At 68.5% G+C, this 17,055-nt stretch carries 11 protein-coding genes and 2 tRNA genes; 4 read left to right on the top strand and 9 right to left on the bottom strand.

Annotated elements, in window-relative coordinates; genetic code table 11:
* Positions 1–99: 99 nt before the first annotated feature.
* From FMEAI12_RS36710 to FMEAI12_RS24605, 4 genes are all read right to left on the bottom strand, one after another.
* A complete protein-coding gene (locus FMEAI12_RS36710) occupies positions 100–267 on the bottom strand; it encodes a hypothetical protein (RefSeq protein WP_160144247.1) in 168 nt (55 codons plus the stop codon).
* Positions 268–286: 19 nt separating this feature from the next.
* Entirely contained in the window at positions 287–478 is a 192-nt protein-coding gene (locus tag FMEAI12_RS24615) for a hypothetical protein (protein ID WP_112108017.1), read from the bottom strand.
* A gap of 35 nt (positions 479–513) precedes the next feature.
* Positions 514–903, bottom strand: coding sequence for a hypothetical protein (locus FMEAI12_RS24610; protein WP_112108016.1), 390 nt, complete (start codon positions 901–903; stop codon positions 514–516).
* A gap of 270 nt (positions 904–1,173) precedes the next feature.
* Entirely contained in the window at positions 1,174–1,371 is a 198-nt protein-coding gene (locus FMEAI12_RS24605; protein WP_112108015.1) for a hypothetical protein, read from the bottom strand.
* 529 nt (positions 1,372–1,900) lie between these two features.
* On the opposite strand from FMEAI12_RS24605, the gene FMEAI12_RS24600 reads away from it, so the two are divergent.
* Positions 1,901–2,290 carry a hypothetical protein gene (locus tag FMEAI12_RS24600; protein ID WP_112108014.1) on the top strand — a complete coding sequence of 130 codons (390 nt, stop codon included), beginning with the start codon at positions 1,901–1,903 and terminating at the stop codon, positions 2,288–2,290.
* 290 nt (positions 2,291–2,580) lie between these two features.
* On the opposite strand, the gene FMEAI12_RS24595 is transcribed toward FMEAI12_RS24600, so the two are convergent.
* The 5 genes from FMEAI12_RS24595 to FMEAI12_RS24575 all read right to left on the bottom strand — a co-directional run bounded on the left by FMEAI12_RS24595 (position 2,581) and on the right by FMEAI12_RS24575 (position 7,645).
* Positions 2,581–3,516, bottom strand: a complete 936-nt coding sequence (locus tag FMEAI12_RS24595) for a phosphotransferase enzyme family protein (protein WP_112108013.1) — start codon at positions 3,514–3,516, stop codon at positions 2,581–2,583.
* 6 nt (positions 3,517–3,522) lie between these two features.
* Entirely contained in the window at positions 3,523–6,186 is a 2,664-nt protein-coding gene (locus FMEAI12_RS24590; RefSeq protein ID WP_112108012.1) for an ATP/GTP-binding protein, read from the bottom strand.
* A gap of 253 nt (positions 6,187–6,439) precedes the next feature.
* Entirely contained in the window at positions 6,440–7,387 is a 948-nt protein-coding gene (locus FMEAI12_RS24585; protein WP_112108011.1) for a tyrosine-type recombinase/integrase, read from the bottom strand.
* An 82-nt stretch (positions 7,388–7,469) separates the two neighbouring features.
* Positions 7,470–7,543 (bottom strand) — tRNA-Phe (locus FMEAI12_RS24580).
* A gap of 27 nt (positions 7,544–7,570) precedes the next feature.
* Positions 7,571–7,645, bottom strand: a tRNA-Asp gene (locus FMEAI12_RS24575).
* A 541-nt stretch (positions 7,646–8,186) separates the two neighbouring features.
* Here FMEAI12_RS24575 and FMEAI12_RS24570 point away from each other — a divergent pair.
* From FMEAI12_RS24570 to FMEAI12_RS24560, 3 genes are all read left to right on the top strand, one after another.
* Positions 8,187–12,266, top strand: a complete 4,080-nt coding sequence (locus tag FMEAI12_RS24570; protein ID WP_112108010.1) for a hypothetical protein — start codon at positions 8,187–8,189, stop codon at positions 12,264–12,266.
* Positions 12,267–14,525, top strand: a complete 2,259-nt coding sequence (locus FMEAI12_RS24565; protein ID WP_112108009.1) for a serine/threonine-protein kinase — start codon at positions 12,267–12,269, stop codon at positions 14,523–14,525. It abuts the gene before it with no gap.
* Positions 14,526–14,769: 244 nt separating this feature from the next.
* A partial coding sequence (locus FMEAI12_RS24560; protein ID WP_112108008.1) for an ATP-binding protein occupies positions 14,770–17,055 on the top strand: 2,286 nt, incomplete at its 3' end.

Raw genomic sequence — 17,055 nt, 5'->3', positions numbered from 1 at the left:
GGGCTGTGGTCGGACATGATGGGGGTTCCCTTCCTGTGGGTGGGGAGCCCGGGGCGCGGTGTCTGTCTTGGCGGTCAGGAGCCGCGCCCCGGGGCGAACTCAACGAGCCGGCGGAATCCGGCCGTGGATGCGTTGCATGTCCTGCAGGCGGCGGGCGTCGCCGATGTCGCGGTGTTCCTCGGCGAGCCGGACCAGCAACACCACCAGCAGACTTCCGTTCGCGAGCACCAGCGCCGCGAGCGTCAGGACGAGGAAAAGCGTCATCATCGGATCGGGTTCCTTTCGGTTACACGCCGATGGAGGAGATGACGCCGATCACCTGGTTGATGATCTGCTGGATCATCGGGGCCAGCCCGGACGCGGCGAGGTAGAAGCCGAGCACGATGCACAGCAACGCCGAGCCCAGGCTGAGCCGGTAGGAACGGACCAGGACCACCACCGCGAACGACAACAGCACAATGATCGAGATACTCATCATGGGGGCGGGATTTCCTTTCCTCTGTGCGGGCGGAATTAGGCGTTCAGATCGGACGGGTCGCTGTCGGACGGGAAGTCGTCGGGCTCGTCGACTGTCGCGATAACCTCGCCGTCCACCACGGTCGGGTCCGCGGGCACCGGGTCGACACCGGCGGGAATGGCCCAGGCGTTGTACGCCTGCCGCCACGCCTCCCGCGTCCGCACCCGCGTCATGTCCAGCCGCGAGAAGAGCAGGTCCAGCGCAGCCCGCAGTTCCTCGTTCCCGAAGGCCTCGGCCATGTAGAGGCGGTGCAGCACCGTGCTGGCCGTGTAGCCCTGCAGGTGCTCGGCGTGTGCCTTTTCCGCCCTGTTGGCCAGGTCATCCAGGGTCAACGACCCGAAGCCGCCATCCGCCGGACCGTGCTCGGGGGTGATGGGGGTGGACATACGTTCTCCTCCTTGAATCGTCAGTGCGGGTGAGACTCCTGCCCACGGCAGGAACGGAAGACCTCGACAGGTGCGTGTTCTCGACAAAGATGCGGCGGAGCGCACCCGCGCGGGTCGGGGGTTTTCACGGCTCGCCAGTCACCGGCGGCTGCTGTATCGGCGGTGCGGTTTCCGAGGGTGGGAACAGAAGTCCGATCCCGACACCGACCGCGAACCAGCAATACACCCACACCACCACGGCCACGCAGACCACAGCCACTCTGCGTCGACTCATTCCCGACCCCGGCCGATCATCCAGAAGACGGCCAGCCCCAGCGCGAACACCACGAACGCGGCCAGCATCGCGGGCGCCATACTCGTCACCGCCCACTGCACCGCCGTCGCGCACACGGCCAGCACGGTGAAGCCGAAGAACCATCGGATCACGGTTCCCAGCAGCGATCGGCGAACGATGTAGTACCGTGCCATCACACACCTGCCATCCCGCCGGGAACAGCTCTCCCCGGCCACCATTCCCGGGTCTCGTCTGGCCCCAGGAAGGCGGGGCGCTTTGCCGCCGCTGGTTTCCAGTATCCGAAGTTCATATGGCAGAAAACCGCCCACGAAACCGGCCAAGAATTAGGGCACGGAAACGGGCAGCGAATAGGCCACGGAAGCGGGCAGCGCATCGGGCATCAGACAGGGCATGAGGCCGGTTACGCAGCCGGACACCGCCGAGGTCACACCGGCCGCGGCCACCAGGCCGAGCGCACCCCGGTGGGGCTCGTCTTCCGGACGGTCGGGGCGCTAGTCAGGCAGCAAACAGCTAGAGGATGCCGCCAGCGCCCGTGAACGACCGCTGTCCGAGGCTAGTGGACGCAAACATGGCGATCATGCGGCAAAGGTGGCATAGTCATCCGCGTTGTCCGTTACTCCCCGCACCAGGGCAACCCCAGACCGGAAAGGAGGTCTACGGCGGGGGAAGCGGGGGCCGACGAAGGCCCCTGCCGGACCCGATATGTCCACCACCCGCAGGCCGGACATCGACACGGTAGAGACGCTCCTGCGCAAGGCCCGACGCCGCGGAGCCCGCGGCGCCGAACTCGCGCAGCACCTCCCTGCCCTGGTTGACCTCCTCGTCCCCCCGGACGGCACCAGCCCGAAAGACAGGGCAGCACACTCGGAGCAGATCATCAGGAAGGCCATCGACACCGCGCTCGACGATCCCGCCAAGACCGCCATGCAGGTCCTGTTCGGCCTCGCGGCCGGCACCCGACGCACCAGCGTCGACCACCGCCGCGAACACGCCGCCGGCCACATGGGCATCACCCCCGGCGCCTTCCGCCGGCCCCACCAGGAAGGCGCCATGATCCTCGACATCGCCTTCGAGATCGCGATCACCGGCTAACCCCGACGGTAAGGCGAACAGGATCGGGGCCGCGCAGGTCAAGCATCTCCGCGGCCCCGAAGCCATCTATCAGTCGCCTTTAGTAGGACGCCCGCCCTGCCCACAGGTATCGCAGGGTAACTCGTCCCCGCCGATTTTCTCCAGCGTCGAAATACGGACACGAAACAGAACCAGCGCCACAAATATGAAATTCTTACCGATCCATCAATCGGGCGCCAGGCTGGACAATCCGAATGTGAACGCGAATCGACCCGCCACCACTGCGATCTACACTCGAACTTGGATCGTTCCTACGCAGGCAGGGGGAAATTCTCTTCTACCGAATTTACGAACTCGACCATCTCCAGGTGGATTTTATTTTTATCTGGATTGGGAAAGCGAATGTTATGACGAAGATATCGATGATAGGCAATAATCACCGCCGCACTGATGATCTGCACCGGTAGCGCGCCGAGCTCCGTTTCGTCGAGTATCGCCACCTCCCGGTAGCCTGCGACCAGGGCGTCCATACGTTCTGGAGCCAGGAGACCGCTTTCTTGTCCAAGTCCGACGATCGCCATTCCTAGGTCCAGAAGAGGATCATCCAGAGATACGGTCTCCCAGTCTAGTACGGCTATCTCACCGTCTCCGGTCACAATAATATTGTCCGCAAAAAGGTCCCCATGAACGATGCTCTTGGCGTGTTCGCGGTTCGCTTCCGCGACGTGAACCCGCTTCAACTGCTCTGCAAGCCAGGAGCCGAACTCCTCGTCGACGAACTGGGAGATAACAGCTTCCTGCTCATCCGATAGTCTGCGGGTACCGCGTGGAACGTCATTCAGTCCGGGCGTATGGGGTTCCAGCTGATGAATATGAGCGAGAGTGCGTCCCGCCACAGGCAGGAGCGAAACCGGAAGAGGATCCAACACTTCCCCGGCTATCCACCGCTTCAAGATAACAGGTCGATCGCCAAGCTTGGTGACCAGATCACCATCAACAGAGGGAAGGATCTCCGTGGTTCGAATGCCCAGTCCAAATACGGCCTGCGTGTGCACCGCGAGGCGTCTGGCACTCGAGAGATCGTGATTGTCGAGGATAGTCAGGACATACTCGCCGCCGGCCGACCAAAGGTGAAAACTAGAGTTCGCCGCACCGCCCGGCAACGGCGTTAGCCGCGTACCTTCGAGTGCATATCGGTCCGCTACCGTAGCCAGGTCGATCTGGTCAGCCGTGGTATAGCTTGCCATATGCTGTCATTCCTCTCGTCGCACCGCAGCTTCTCGTCGTCGGTCTTCGACGATCGCTCTCCAACGGACGCGGACTTGTTCCGACCCGTCTAGCCACTGTGCCAGAGGTAGCTCCGAGGGGGGTTCGTGCCCTGCTGCCAGGTAGGTCAGCTCTGCGAGGTAGGCAAATTCTTTGCCTCGGATGCATGTGCGAAGCTGTGCTCTCGCGTCGGCCAGCAGATCTGGTGCGTCAAGCACCACGGCATGAAGGCATGCCGCAAAGCGGATGTAGGCAACGGAGGATGTTAGACCCGATTCGCGGGCTGTTTCTGCTAGTGCGTCGGCGCGATCCGGCAGATCGGCCGCAATTCCAGCATCCCGCAGAAGTTCCGCGGCGCGGGTGTGGATTTCGGCCCACCGAAGAGAAACGCCGGCCAGCAGCGCATCGGCACGCGCTATTTGTTCGGTAGCACGGGCCCTGTCTTGAAAGCCGGCAGCGAAGGCTACGCAGGCCTGCGAGAGGGCAGCCTCTCCTGGCTGTCCAAGTCGTATCGCTTCGTCGCGACTGGCGGCATACGAGGAGCAAGCGAGGGTGATGTTTCCCTGGGTCCACCAGAGATCGCCAAGTACGCGGTCTCGTCGGCCTTCCAGCCCAAGCCTCTCGGCCGCAGACAGGACCTCATGAAAGTGCCCGATTCTCCGGGCGAGATGCACGAGACCGCGGGCCGCTGTTGAGGCAAGCCGTCCACCGGAATTAGCTACCTGCTGCATACCCTCCATGGACTGCCGCAGGTTCCCGAGATCACGCTCACATTCTGCCAGGAAATATATCGGGAGTTCCAGGAGAGATTCTGGTAGCTGACCCGATTCCAGAACATTACGAAGCTGCTCGACGGTCTGGCCGCGGTGCCGATTCTGCCGCTGCGCGATTGCGGTCAACGCTATGGCGAGAGCCTCTGGGGCGCTACTTATCTCATCTTGCGCGCGGCCCCGATTCTCGGGTCTATCTGGTAGATCGATAGGTTCCCAGACAAAGTCGTTGACGTACCGGAATGCCGCCTCTTCCAGCCAGCCAAGATCCAACGCGTAATCGCGGGCAAGTATCATTCCCTGCCGCAGTGCGGCGACCAGCTGGCTGCGATTTCCGGCCGCCTCGCCTCCATAGGCCTCGAATGCGCGAGTGGCGGCACGTTTCCAGTCGGCTGGGCTCCACCTGTCCTCGCTGATTGAGTCTGCTTCTCGCACTGCTTCTCGGATAAGGTCATGCAAGCGATAAGGCCAGAGAGTTTCCCGATCTTCGTCGATGAACGGGCGCTCGATCAGTTCCAGAACGGGGGCATCGTGGTCCAGCCCGGCCGTAGCGGAGGCTAGCTCCACGGAGAAGGAGCCGAGGAGACTCACCGCCCGAAGAGCCCGTCGAACCTCTGGTGTGAGGTCACGGAAGGTGCGAGCAGCCAGGGCCGGGAAGTCCAGGTTGAACTCGTGGGAGGTCGGGATTCGGCCATGCCTTCTGTAGAGGTCAAGGAAACGCATGACCGCAAGATCGAGGTACAGAGGAAGGCCACGGGAGTTACGGGTGATCAGAGTCCTTGTCGCCTCGTCGATCAGAGGTTGATCGTTCACGGTAAGGCGTTCGGAAAGATAAGCCTCACAGTCGTCGGCAGATAGGTACCCGACGATGTGTTGACGTGGCTCGTCCGTCGCCCCACCGACCAGTAGAGGCCAGAAGTCTCGACCCGCCCAGTCCAGCTGCCCTTCGAGCTTCCCTTCGGCCCACTCAAGCCTGTTGCGGCCCGTCACGATGAAGAGCGCATTCGGCATCAGCCATGCCATGCGCTGGATCAGCCGTTCGAGATCACGATGGACGCGATCTCCTACGTCTTCAAAAGTGTCCAATAGTACGGCGAGGGTTACTGCCCTCTTCTCGGGGAGCTGACTAAGATCCCAAGCGAGTAGGTGAGAATAGTAGCTCAGTGCCTCTAGGTCCGGTTCGGCTTCGAGGAGATCAGCCAACCTTCTACATTTTGCAAGGGTGCGAAGCTGGTTCCGGTGCTCTCGCAGCCCCCGGACGACCGACATCAGCCCTTGGCCGGCCAGAGCCCCGACTGTTCCCGGAAATGCTACGGCTTGCGCGACATCTGCCAGGGCCGACTGCATCTGGTCAGGCAGCGATCTGGCGCCCGGAAATTTGTTGAACCACGTTCGGAGCCGCATATACTCGTCAAGCGACTCGCCTGGATGATTCTGACTCCAGTAACGCTGAAATGCGATGTCGAATGCCGGCATGGGCCGCCCGATTTCGGCGACGGCAAGCCGAAGTGCGAGTATCAAAGATTCGAAGTCGCTTCCCACCGCCCGCGACAGGTCGACACGGACTGGGATTACCTTGCCCACTTCCTGCGCCAGGGGCGGCCAATCACTTCTCTGGGGGTCGCCCGTGGTCAGATGTTCGGCCAGGCCGCGCGATAACGTGGATTTCCCAATTCCGCCGACGCCGTAGAAGACGAGAACGTTACGTCGAGGACTTTCGAGATCCTCTACGTCGAATGAGGGGTCGCGCGTCCGCTGCGTGTGACGGATGAGACTCGCGGCCGCAGTCGCCCACTCGTCTTGGCGGTCTGCGAAGAAATCGACCGCCTTCAGCTCGCGATCATTGGATCGGAAGAGCGCGCGCAGGTCCGACTGAGACACGTAAGGCCAACCTTCACGTAGACGACCCAGCGCGGTCATTGGATCACGTAGCGTGCAGGGTGGTCAAGGGATAGTTTCCCATTCCGGCTTGGACTACTGATCGTTCTGGATGCCGCAGTCGGCACTCCCCGAAAGCCAGCGCAACGGGCCCCACTGCCCGGTTACGGGACAGAGGTGGCATCGGGGCTCGGAAATACGAGGGCGGGCTGGCGGGATCCTGATCCCGCCAGCCCGCCCTCGTTGCAGCGTTGCTCTACTCGCCGTTCATGATCCGATCGTAGGTGCGCCGGGCCCGCACGTTGCGGGCGCTGGCGCCGTAGCGGCGGAGCATCTGCGGCGAGGTCCAGCCGTTCAGTTCCATCAGGTCACCCTCGTTGCCGCCCTTGTCGAGCCACGAGTGTGAGAAGTGGTGACGGAACTTGTGCGGGTGGACCACCACGCCGGCTTCGTCGCCGCGCCGGGAGATCATCTGGTAGATGCCGTTCGCGGTCATGGGCTGGCGGTTGTTGATCCCGAGCCACAGCTTCGGGCTGTGCGCGTAGCTGTGCTTGCCGCGTAGCCGGAGGTACCGGTCGACGGCCCGCGCGGCGTTGTAGCCGAACTTGACCATCCGTTCCTTGCGGCCCTTGCCCGTGACGCGCAGCTCGCGGCGTTCCAGGTCGATGTCACCGCGCTCGGGGTGCTCCGGGTCGTAGCAGATGCCGGCCATCTCCCCGAGCCGGATGCCGGTGGCCTTGAACAGTTCGATGATCGCCTGGTCACGGCGGTCGACGAACGTCTTGCCCTTGCACGTCTTCGACAGGAGGTTCAGCTCCTCCTCGGTGAAGACGGGAACGATCTTCTCGGCGACCTTGGGCGGCTTGAGCCGGCCCATCGGGTTGCCGACCTCTTCCTCGTCCGCGTACCACTTGAAGAACTGCTGCAGCGCCCGGTACTGGTTGTTGGCGTAGCTGTCCGAGTACTGGTCAAGAAGGTAGACGAGCCACGCGCGGACGTCGTCCGCGGTCACGTCCGACCAGTCGGTGTGGCCGGTGTGCGCGAGCAGGTGCGCGGCGGCGAACCACTGCGCGGCCTCGACGTAGGTCCGGATGGTCTTGGGGGACTTGCCTTCGGCGCTCAGGTGCAGCCGGAAGGAGTTGATCACCGGCTGGAACGGGCCAGCGATCAAGGATTTGGGCTGCCGGGGCCGGGAAGCCGTCATCGAAAGTTTTCCTCTGTTCCAACGGTGTGCGACGGACGGTTGAACCGGCCTGTCGACGTTTCCGCTGGTCAGATGGGGCGAGTGGGCAGGGGCGGGGTCGAACCGCCGACCTTCCGCTTTTCAGGCGGACGCTCGTACCGACTGAGCTACCTGCCCATATCTTGCTCTGTGTTGCCGATAACGCGGTCCCGACGGGATTCGAACCCGCGACCTCCGCCTTGACAGGGCGGCGTGAACTCCAGACTTCACCACGGGACCATGTGTCTATCTTCAGTTGTCGCTCTGGCCATCCTGAGTGGTCGTGCTACTCGCAGTGGACCAAGCCGGCTGGTCGTGCCCGGCTACTCAGGAACTGGAGGTCATGCTACAGGACGATGCGACCCATCCGGGCTGTGGGGGGCAGGAAGTTTTCCTCGATACATGATCGATCGGCCCGCCATGATCCTCGGTACGCACAGGGCCCCGGGCGAGGCCGCTCGCGGCCGCCCTCAGACGGGTCCATCGCGGCGCCTTCCCTCCAGCGGACTCCAGCCGGCGCGCCTGTCCGGCCTGGTCTCGAGGAGTCGAAGACCATGGCGGATCATCCGCGGAGCGCGTCCTTGATCCCGTGGACGCCCGCTCCCGTGTGCGCGGTGGCGTAGCAGGCGCCCGTGGCCGAGCCCGGGTCCAAGGACGGCGGTCTCCGGCCGAGCGGCGGATGCCCTGTCGTCTAGGTGACTGGTGTGCGGTCAAAGTCCGCGATAGACCACAATCGGTGAGGTTGCCCGATCGGCCCACTGCCCCGGAGACGGGTGAGGTCATGACATCCGAGCGTTCGGAGCGCGGCGGACCGCACGGTTCCGGTGAGGGTTCGCCGGGCGCCGCGGCCCGGCCGGACCAGCGGACCCCTCGGACGGCGGCCGGGAACGCGGCGGAGATGCGTACGCCGCCGCTGGTCGAGTCCCAGGCGGCGCCCACCCAGATCATCGACGGATACCCGTCGAAGCCACCGGCCGGCGTCCCGCCGGCCGGTGCGTACTCGACGGCCTGCCCGTACCCGGGGCTGCGCGGCTTCGACGAGTCGAGTGAGCAGTGGTTCTTCGGGCGTGAGCGGATGGTCGCCGACCTGGTGGCGAGGGTTTCCTCGGAGGCGTCGAGGGTGGGGCCGCTGGTGCTCGTCGGCGCTTCGGGGTCGGGGAAGTCGTCACTGCTGCGTGCCGGGCTCCTGCCCGCCCTCGCGCGCGGAGCGCTTCCCGGCTCGCGTGACTGGCCACGGCTGGTGATGACACCGGGCGAGCACCCGCTCGAGGCGCTCGTCCAGCGTGTCGTCGAGGCGACCGGGATGCCGACGATGGCGCGGATGCTGGGTGACAGCCTGCGCCGGGAGCCGGAGCGGCTCAACGAGATCGTCCGTGAGCTGCTCGCCGCGCGCGCCACGCCTCGGTCTGCCCCAGAGGACGGCGAGACCACGATCCGCCGCGGCCCACGAAACGACGCCACCACGCTCTACAGGCCAGGCAACCCTCGCGAGCCAGCCGATCCTCGCGAGCCAGCCGATCCCCGCGAGCCGCGGATGGTGATCGCGGTCGACCAGTTCGAGGAGGTTTTCACGCTCTGCGCGGACCAGGCCGAGCGGGAGGCCTTCGTCCGGGCCCTGTGCGCGACCGCGGCGGGCAGTGCGGTCGTCGTGATCGGCCTGCGGGCGGACTTCTACGGGGCGTGCGCCTCCTTCCCCGAGCTCGTCGAGGTCCTGCAGGTCAATCAGGTGGTGGTCGGGCCTATGGCGGCCGCCGACATCCGCGAGATCGTGGTGAATCCGGCTCGTGCCGCAGGTGGGGACGTCGAGCCCGGGCTTGTCGGGCTCGTCCTGCGCGATCTCGGCGCCGCCGCCGGCACGGGGATCACCGGAAGCGACCAGGGCACCGGCCACGGCAGCGGTCGCAGCCCCGAGCTCGTCTCCAACCTCAGCTCCGGGTTCGTGGCTGATCCGGGCTCGCTGCCACTGCTCGCCCACGCGCTGCGCGCGACCTGGTTCGCCCGTGCGGGCGAGGCGCTCACCGTCGCCGATTATCTGCGCGTCGGCGGGCTGACCGGGGCCATCGCCCAGACCGCCGAGGCGGCCTACACGAGTCTGGACGGGGCCGCCCAGCAGGCCGTCCGACCGCTACTGATGCGCATGATCCGGCTTGGTGAGAACGGCGCGGACACCCGGCGGCGGGTGCGGCGGGCAACGCTGCTCGCGGAGGTGCCGGGGCCGGAGTCGGCGACCGTCCTGGATGCGCTGGTAGCCGCGCGTCTCGTCGAGGCCGATGCCGACGGGGATCAGGACGGTCTGCAGATCGCGCACGAGGCGTTGCTGCGTTCCTGGCCACGGCTGCGCGAGTGGATGGACATGGACCGCGCCGGCGCCGTGGCGTTGCAGCAGCTGCGCGACGCCGCTGAGGTGTGGGAGCGGGGCGGGCGGGATCCGTCCTACCTTTTCGCCGGTTCGCGTCTCGCCGCGGCCCGCGACTGGATGGACGACGACCTGGACGTCGATGCGACGACCAGGCAGTTCTTCGACGAGAGTGTCCGCGCGGAGGCCGAGCAGCAGCGGGCGGCGGCGCGTCGGGCCCGTAGGCTGCGCCAGCTCGCGGCGGCGCTGGCCGTCCTGCTGCTCGTCGCCGCGTCGCTGGCGGGTCTGACGTTCCAGCAGAGCACCTCGTCGGGGCGGGCTCGGGACCGGGCGCTCTCGCAGCGGATCGCGACGCAGGCGGAGGCCGCCCGACGGGACAATCCGGCGCTGGCAGCCCAGCTCAGCCTGGTCGCGCTGCGCACGGCGGACACGCCGGAGGCACGCGGGGCCGTCCTGTCGTCGTTCAACGGCGGCAGCGGGGTGCCCACGCGGTACCAGGCGCACACCAAGTCGGTCGGCACGGTGGCCTACAGCCGGGATGGTCGCCTGCTGGCGACGGGCAGCGACGACTGGACGGCCGCGGTCTGGGACGCGACCGATCCGCGGCGGCTCACGCCACTCGCACGCATCCCGGACGAACGTGGTGGCGGGCATGGCAGGGCGGTGAAGGCGGTGGCCTTCAACCGGGATGGGACGGTGCTGGCGACCGGCGGCGCTGACGGGCTGGCCAAGCTGTGGGACATCACCGACCGGGCCAGGCCGCGTCTGCTGGCGACCCTGCCGAAGGCGGATTCGGAGGTCTACGGCCTGGCGTTCGACCCGACGTCTGATCGTCTCGCCGTCGGTGGCTACGGGAAGTCGGCGTTCATCTACGACCTCTCGGATCCGGCGCGCCCGGTGAAGGAGGGGCAGCTCTTCCTGCACCTGGCGCAGGTGGTGGCGCTGGAGTTCAGCCCGGACGGCGCGTTCCTGATCGCCGGGGACGAGGGTGGTTCCGCCCTGCTGTGGTCGGTCGATGATCCGAGCGGTCCGCGGCCACTCAAGGTGCTCGTCGAGGACGGCGGCCCGAGCGCGGACGGCGCGGGCCCGATCCGGTCGGTCACCTTCGGCGGCGACGGCCACACGGTCTACACCGCCGGGAACGGCGGCTACGTCCGCAAGTTCTCCGGGCCGGATCTGCCGCGTCTGGAGTACGACGGCCGGGCGGGCAGCGGGGACGCGCCGATCACCGGCCTCGCCGTGGACCCGGTCAGCGGCCTGGTCGGCGTGGGCGGGTTCCGGTACGTCGGAGTTCCGATTTTCGATGTGGACGTCGACCAGTACAGCCTGACCTTCCTCGACGAGGGCGCCACGGTCTGGGATGTGGCCTTCAGCCCGGACGGCCGCCGGCTCGCGTCGGTCTCGGTGGACGGCTCGCTGCGGATCTGGGAGATGCCCGGCCCGGCGCTGATCGGGCGCGACGGCACGCAGGAGGACGCCGTCGTGAACCCGGTCACCGGCATCGTGGCGATCACCACCGACAAGGCGGTCGAGCTGTGGGACGTCGATGATCCCTACGCGCCCCGCCGGCTGCACGTGCTCACCGACGTGACCGTGGACGAGTTCGACCCGACGGGCTCGTCGGCCTTCAGCCCGGACGGGAACGTGCTTGCCGTGGGCACGGGCAAGAACATCGTCTTCTACGACGTCCGCGACCCCGCGAAGCCGTCCCGGATCTCGGACGTGCCGGGGCCGGCCGGGGGCACCGCGGAGCTGTTGTTCAGCCCGGACGGGAGGACCCTGGTGCTCGGCGGGCTGAACTCCCCGCCGGAACCGGCGTTCCAGGCCAGGGTCGAGACCTGGGACGTCACCGATCTCTCCCGGCCGCGGCGGCTCGCGTCGCTGATCGCGCACCGCTCGTCCGTCCGTGACCTGAGTTTCTCCCCGGACGGCCGAATCCTGGTGAGTGCGGCCGAACGCTCGGTGAAGCTCTGGGACGTGACGGACCCGCGTCGGCTCCGGCTGGTCTCGGAGCTGCCCGAGTTCCCGGGCGGGGTCTGGGAGGTGCGCTTCTCCCCCGACGGCAGGACGCTCGCGGCCGGCGGGGCGAACCCGTTCGCGACGCTGTGGGACGTGACCCGCCTGGACGCGCCGCGCCAGATCGCGGACCTGCCGGGCCATTCGACGTCCGTGACCAGCGTCGCGTTCAGCCCGGACGGCACGCAGCTCGCCACCGGCAGCAACGACAACACCGTGCAGGTCTGGGACGTTACGGAACGCGACTCCCCGACGCTCATCGAGAAGCTCGCGCGCTCGGCCGGCAGTGAGGCCGGTATCGGGGAGATCCTCTACACCCTGGACGGCAAGAAGCTGGTCGGTGTGATCTTCACCGTGCCCGCGGTGGTGTGGGACCTTGATGTCGACCGGGTGCGGGCCCGGATCTGCGAGCGGGCGGGGGTGGGCATCACGGCCGCGGAGTGGCGCCGTTTCCTACCGGATCTGCCCTACGATCCGGTCTGTGGGTGATTGTTCCGCCGCCTCGGCGGCGTCGGCGGCCAGTCTGATGTGATCGTCGACCGCGCGCACATCGAGGCGGCGCTGCCCGGCTACGAGGTCGGCGACCTGATCGGGACGGGCGGGTTCGGCCTGGTGTTCGCCGCCCGGCACGTCCGGCTCGAGCGGCCGGCCGCGATCAAGATCCTGGTGCCGGAGATGGCCGACTCCGAGTCGGAGCTCGGGGTGGGCCGGGAGGTCTTCGCCGCGGAGGCGCGCCTGCTCGCCCGGCTCGCGCATCCGCACATCGTCCGCGTCTTCGACTACGTCGAACGGCGCGACCTCTGCATGATCGTCATGGAGCTCTGCGCCGGCGGGACGCTGCGCGCCCGCGCCTCGCGCGGGCTGGCGATGGCGGAGGTGGTCGCGTTCGGCCTGGCGATGGCCACCGCGCTGGACGCGGCGCACCGCAGCCAGGTGATCCACCGCGACATCAAGCCCGACAACGTGCTCTTCACCTCCGACCACACCCTGAAGATCACGGACTTCGGCATCGCGAAGATCGTCGAGACGACGACGGGCCGCGGCAACACGATCGTCGGCACACCCGTCTACATGGCGCCAGAGCAGTTCACCGGGGCCCCGCTGCGGCCGGCGACCGACCTGTACGCGCTCGGGACGGTCCTCTACGAGCTGCTGTCGGGGCAGACACCGTTCTCCCGCCGGCTCTCCCCCGTAGAGCTCGCGGAGCAGCACCTGCGCGGCTTCCGGCCGCCGCCACCCGGATCGACGCCGCCGGCGATCGGCGGGGTCGTGGTACGGGCGCTCGACCCCGACCCGGCGCGACGCCAGCAGAGCGCGCTCGACTTCGCGCTCGAGCTCGCCGCCGCGGCCGCGCGGGATTTCGGCCCCGGCTGGCTGTCGGCCTGCCCCGTCCCGGTCCATCTGCCGGACGTCGTCCTCATCGCCGCGACCGCGTCGACTCAGGCCGGACCCGCGTCAGCGCACGCCGGACCGGCGTCAGCGCACGCTGGACCGGCGTCAGCACACGCTGGACCGGCGTCAGCACAGGCCGGACCCGACACCGTCGCACCCGCCGACACCGTCGCACCCGCCGACGCAACCGCCCCCACCGAGGGCCCCATCCTTCTACCCAGGGGCCGGGACACCACGGCGGGCCGGGAAACCAGCACCGCGGACTCACCCCTCACCCGGCGCCAAGGCCTGCTGCGGCGGTGGGCGGGACGGCGCTCGCCCCGTGACGAGCAACCCGCGACCGGCCCGCCGGGGCGGGACGGCCGTCCCGCCCCGGCGGGCCGCGCCGTCGTGCACCTGCGAGTGGAGAGCCCGTTCGCGCTGGCGGTCGCCCCGGACGGCGCACTGTACGTCTCACAACCGCTGGCGCACCGGGTCCTGCGCGTCGACGCCGCGGACGCCGCACCCGGCACGACCAAAGGCGGAACCCCCCGGCCGACAGCATCCCGGGTGACGGCGTTCCAGGTAACGGCGTCCCAGACCGTGGTGGCCGGGACGGGCAAGGCCGGGCGGGCCGGGGACGGCGGCCCCGCCACCGCCGCGGAGCTGGACAATCCAGCCGGCCTCGCGGTGACCGAGGACGGCGCCCTGCTGATCGCGGACTGCTTCAACGACCGCATCCGCCGGGTCGACCCGGACGGGACGATCACCACCGTGCCGACGCCCGCAGCGCTGCGCCGGCCACGCGCGGTGACGACCGGCCCCGGCGGCGTCCTCCTCGTCGCGGACACCGACAGCCACCGGGTCTGGCGGCTCGGGCCGGGTGAGACGGCACGGGTGATCGCCGGCACCGCCGAACCGGGTTACTCCGGCGACGGCGGGCCGGCCACGCGGGCCGCGATCGGACGTCCACAGTCTCTCGCGGTGGACGGCGCGGGGCGCCTGCTCATCGCCGACCCGGACCAGCGGCGGATCCGGCGCGTCGACCACGCGGGACGCATCGGGACCATGGCCGGCACGGCGTACGGCGGTCGGCCCGCGGCCGATGGCGCACCGGCGACCGGCACCGACGTGGGCACCCCGACTGGGCTCGCGGTCGGGCCTGACGGCACCGTCTACCTGGCTGATCCCGCCGGGGACCGGGTGCTGGCGATCCACCCGGACGGCAGGGTCGCCGTCGCCGCGGCGCGGTCGGGCGAGGTGCCCGTGCTCGATCCGAAGCAGGTCGCCGTGGGTCCCGACGGGACGCTTTACATCGCTCAGCCGGGCCGGCACCGGATAACCGCTGTGGCCCCTGCGTACCTCCCGCGCTTCTGACTGTCTCGCAGGGGCACACGTGGGACCACGGGGGTTCTCCTTTCACCCCACCGCGGAACGGAGCAAGATGAGGCGCCGTGGGGGAGTCCGTCACCAGAAGTACCTATTCGAGCACTCAAATAGCATTTTATGCGGCGAGATACGAGGTCATACGGACGATTCACGTTCGGATGACACTCGTACACGCGCCTGAGAGCCGGGCACCCGCCACGGCGCGGCCGCCCCTGGGCCCGGACCACAGCCCGTGAACGGCTTGGCCACGGCGGCCCTGGCCAACGCCGCGACGACGGCCGCCTACCTCGCGATCTGCCTGTCGATCGCGCGTGGCCTGTGGCGGTCGGGCCAGTGGCGCAACAACCCGCTCGGCCTGGCCACCGCCGCCATCTTCTTCACCTGCGCGATCGGGCACGGCTCGCACATCCTCCAACTCACGCACGCCACCGGCCCGGCCGCACACGGTGGGCACAGCGGCAGCGGGCATGGTGGCGGCGGGCCCGCGGGGCCGGCCGGCCGCACTCTGGTCGACGTCCAGTTCCTCACCACCACCTGGGACGTCGTCACTGCAACCGTCGGCATCTGGTACTGGACGCTACGGAGTCGCTTCCCGGCACTCGTTCGCGGTACCGCCCTCTTCGAGGATCTTCGCCTGCGAGAGGCCACACAGCAGACCCTGCGCGAAAGCGAGGAGCGCTACCGCGGCATCGTCGAGACGACGGCCGACGGCGTCGTCCTGCTCGGCCCGGACGGGCACATCACCTACCGCAACGCCCGGTTCGCCGCCATCGTCGGCGGGACACCGCTGGGCACCCGGTTCACGGACCTGGTGTCCGACACCGACCGCGCCGAGATCACGGCCGCGCTGGAGGCGGTGCGGGCCGGCGCCGTCCGCCGCCTCGAGACAGCACTGCGGCACTCCGACGCCCGCAAGGTCTGCGCCCAGGTCGCGCTCACCGCCCGGCTCGGGCCGGCCGGCACCGTCGACGGGACGCTCGCGATCGTCACCGACGTCACCGAGCAGAAGAACATCGAGGCCCAGCTGCGTCAGGCCCAGCGGCTCGACGCCCTCGGCCAGCTCGCCGGCGGCATCGCGCATGACTTCAACAACCTGCTCACCGTCATCGACGGCTATGCCACGCTCGTGCTGGCGCGCGGCGATCTCGACGAGGGCGTCCAGCGCGACCTGACCGCCGTACGGGACGCGGCCGCGCGCGCCACCGGCCTGACGAGCCAGCTCCTCGCCTTCTCGCGCACAGTCGACGTCCGCCCCGGGCCGGTCGACCTCAACGACCTGGTACGCGGGCTCGAGGAGATGCTGCGCCGCCTCATCCGCGAGGACATCGAGCTGGTCGTGATGCCCTCGGCGCGGCCCGCGATCGTGCGCGTCGACCGCGGGAAACTCGAGCAGGTTCTGGTCAACCTGGTCGTCAACAGCCGGGACGCGATGCCCGACGGCGGGCGGCTGTTCATCCGGGTGGTCGTCGACGACGTCGCCTCCGCGTCCCACCCCGACGTCCCACCGCGGCGGCTGGTGCGGCTGACCGTGGCCGACACCGGGCACGGCATGCCCGAGCACGTCCGCTCGCGCATCTTCGAGCCCTTCTTCACCACCAAGGACCCTGGCAAGGGAACCGGCCTCGGGCTGGCGACCGTGTACGGGATCGTGCGCCAGGCCGAGGGCACCGTCGAGGTCGACTCCGTCCCGGGACTCGGCGCCACGTTCCGGGTCGACCTTCCCGCGTTCGTCGAACCCACTCTCACCGAACCCGCGCTCGCCGAACCCGCGCTTACCGAACCCGCGCTCAACGACGCCCCGTTCACCGGACCCGGCGCCGCCGCACCTGGCCTCGCCGAATCTGGCCTCGCCGGACCCGGCATCACCGCCCCCGGCATCACCGCAGTCGGTCTCCGCGACCCCGGCCGACACGGGCCCGGTCTCCCGTCGGCCGGCGCTGTCGCCACGACAGCCGGCGGAGCGGTCGAGGATCACGCCCGGGGCGACACCGGCGCCGACCTGAGCGGCTGGCCGCGCGGCGCGGTCAGGACGAACCGCCCCGCCCCGGTAGGTGCGCCGGAGCGATCAGCCGCGCCGAACGACCGGTACCGGCCAGACGCCGCCCGGCACGCCTGGAGTTGCACGACCATCCTGCTCGCCGAGGACGACGACGCCGTCCGCCGCCTGGCCGAGCGGGTGCTGCGCGGTGCCGGCTACCGGGTGGTGTGCGCGGCCGACGGCCGAGCGGCACGGACGCTCGCCCGCCGGCTGACCTCCGTCGATCTACTCGTCACGGACGTGATCATGCCCGGCCGCAACGGCCGTCAGCTCGCAGAGGAACTGACCCGGATGTTCCCGGGCCTGCCCGTCGTCTTCACCTCCGCCTACAGCCGCGGGATGCTCGCCGACGGCGGTGGTGACCTCGGCGTGGCCTACCTGCCCAAGCCGTTCACCCCCACGAGCCTGACCGAGACCGTTCGCGCCGCGCTGGCCGCCCGTCGTCCCGCTACCCTCGCCCCCGCCGGACCGGTGCGGCTC

It is taken from the genome of Parafrankia sp. Ea1.12, assembly GCF_900465275.1.
Classification (GTDB): Bacteria; Actinomycetota; Actinomycetes; order Frankiales; family Frankiaceae; genus Parafrankia; species Parafrankia soli.
The sequence above is the reverse complement of the archived record's forward strand: the minus strand, read 5'-3'. Positions and strand labels throughout refer to the sequence as shown.

Coding starts and splice junctions, on each gene's coding strand:
- FMEAI12_RS36710 (WP_160144247.1), bottom strand. CDS start 267: ATGATGACGCTTTTCCTCGTCCTGACGCTCGCGGCGCTGGTGCTCGCG.
- FMEAI12_RS24615 (WP_112108017.1), bottom strand. CDS start 478: ATGATGAGTATCTCGATCATTGTGCTGTTGTCGTTCGCGGTGGTGGTC.
- FMEAI12_RS24610 (WP_112108016.1), bottom strand. CDS start 903: ATGTCCACCCCCATCACCCCCGAGCACGGTCCGGCGGATGGCGGCTTC.
- FMEAI12_RS24605 (WP_112108015.1), bottom strand. CDS start 1,371: ATGGCACGGTACTACATCGTTCGCCGATCGCTGCTGGGAACCGTGATC.
- FMEAI12_RS24600 (WP_112108014.1), top strand. CDS start 1,901: ATGTCCACCACCCGCAGGCCGGACATCGACACGGTAGAGACGCTCCTG.
- FMEAI12_RS24595 (WP_112108013.1), bottom strand. CDS start 3,516: ATGGCAAGCTATACCACGGCTGACCAGATCGACCTGGCTACGGTAGCG.
- FMEAI12_RS24585 (WP_112108011.1), bottom strand. CDS start 7,387: ATGACGGCTTCCCGGCCCCGGCAGCCCAAATCCTTGATCGCTGGCCCG.
- FMEAI12_RS24570 (WP_112108010.1), top strand. CDS start 8,187: ATGACATCCGAGCGTTCGGAGCGCGGCGGACCGCACGGTTCCGGTGAG.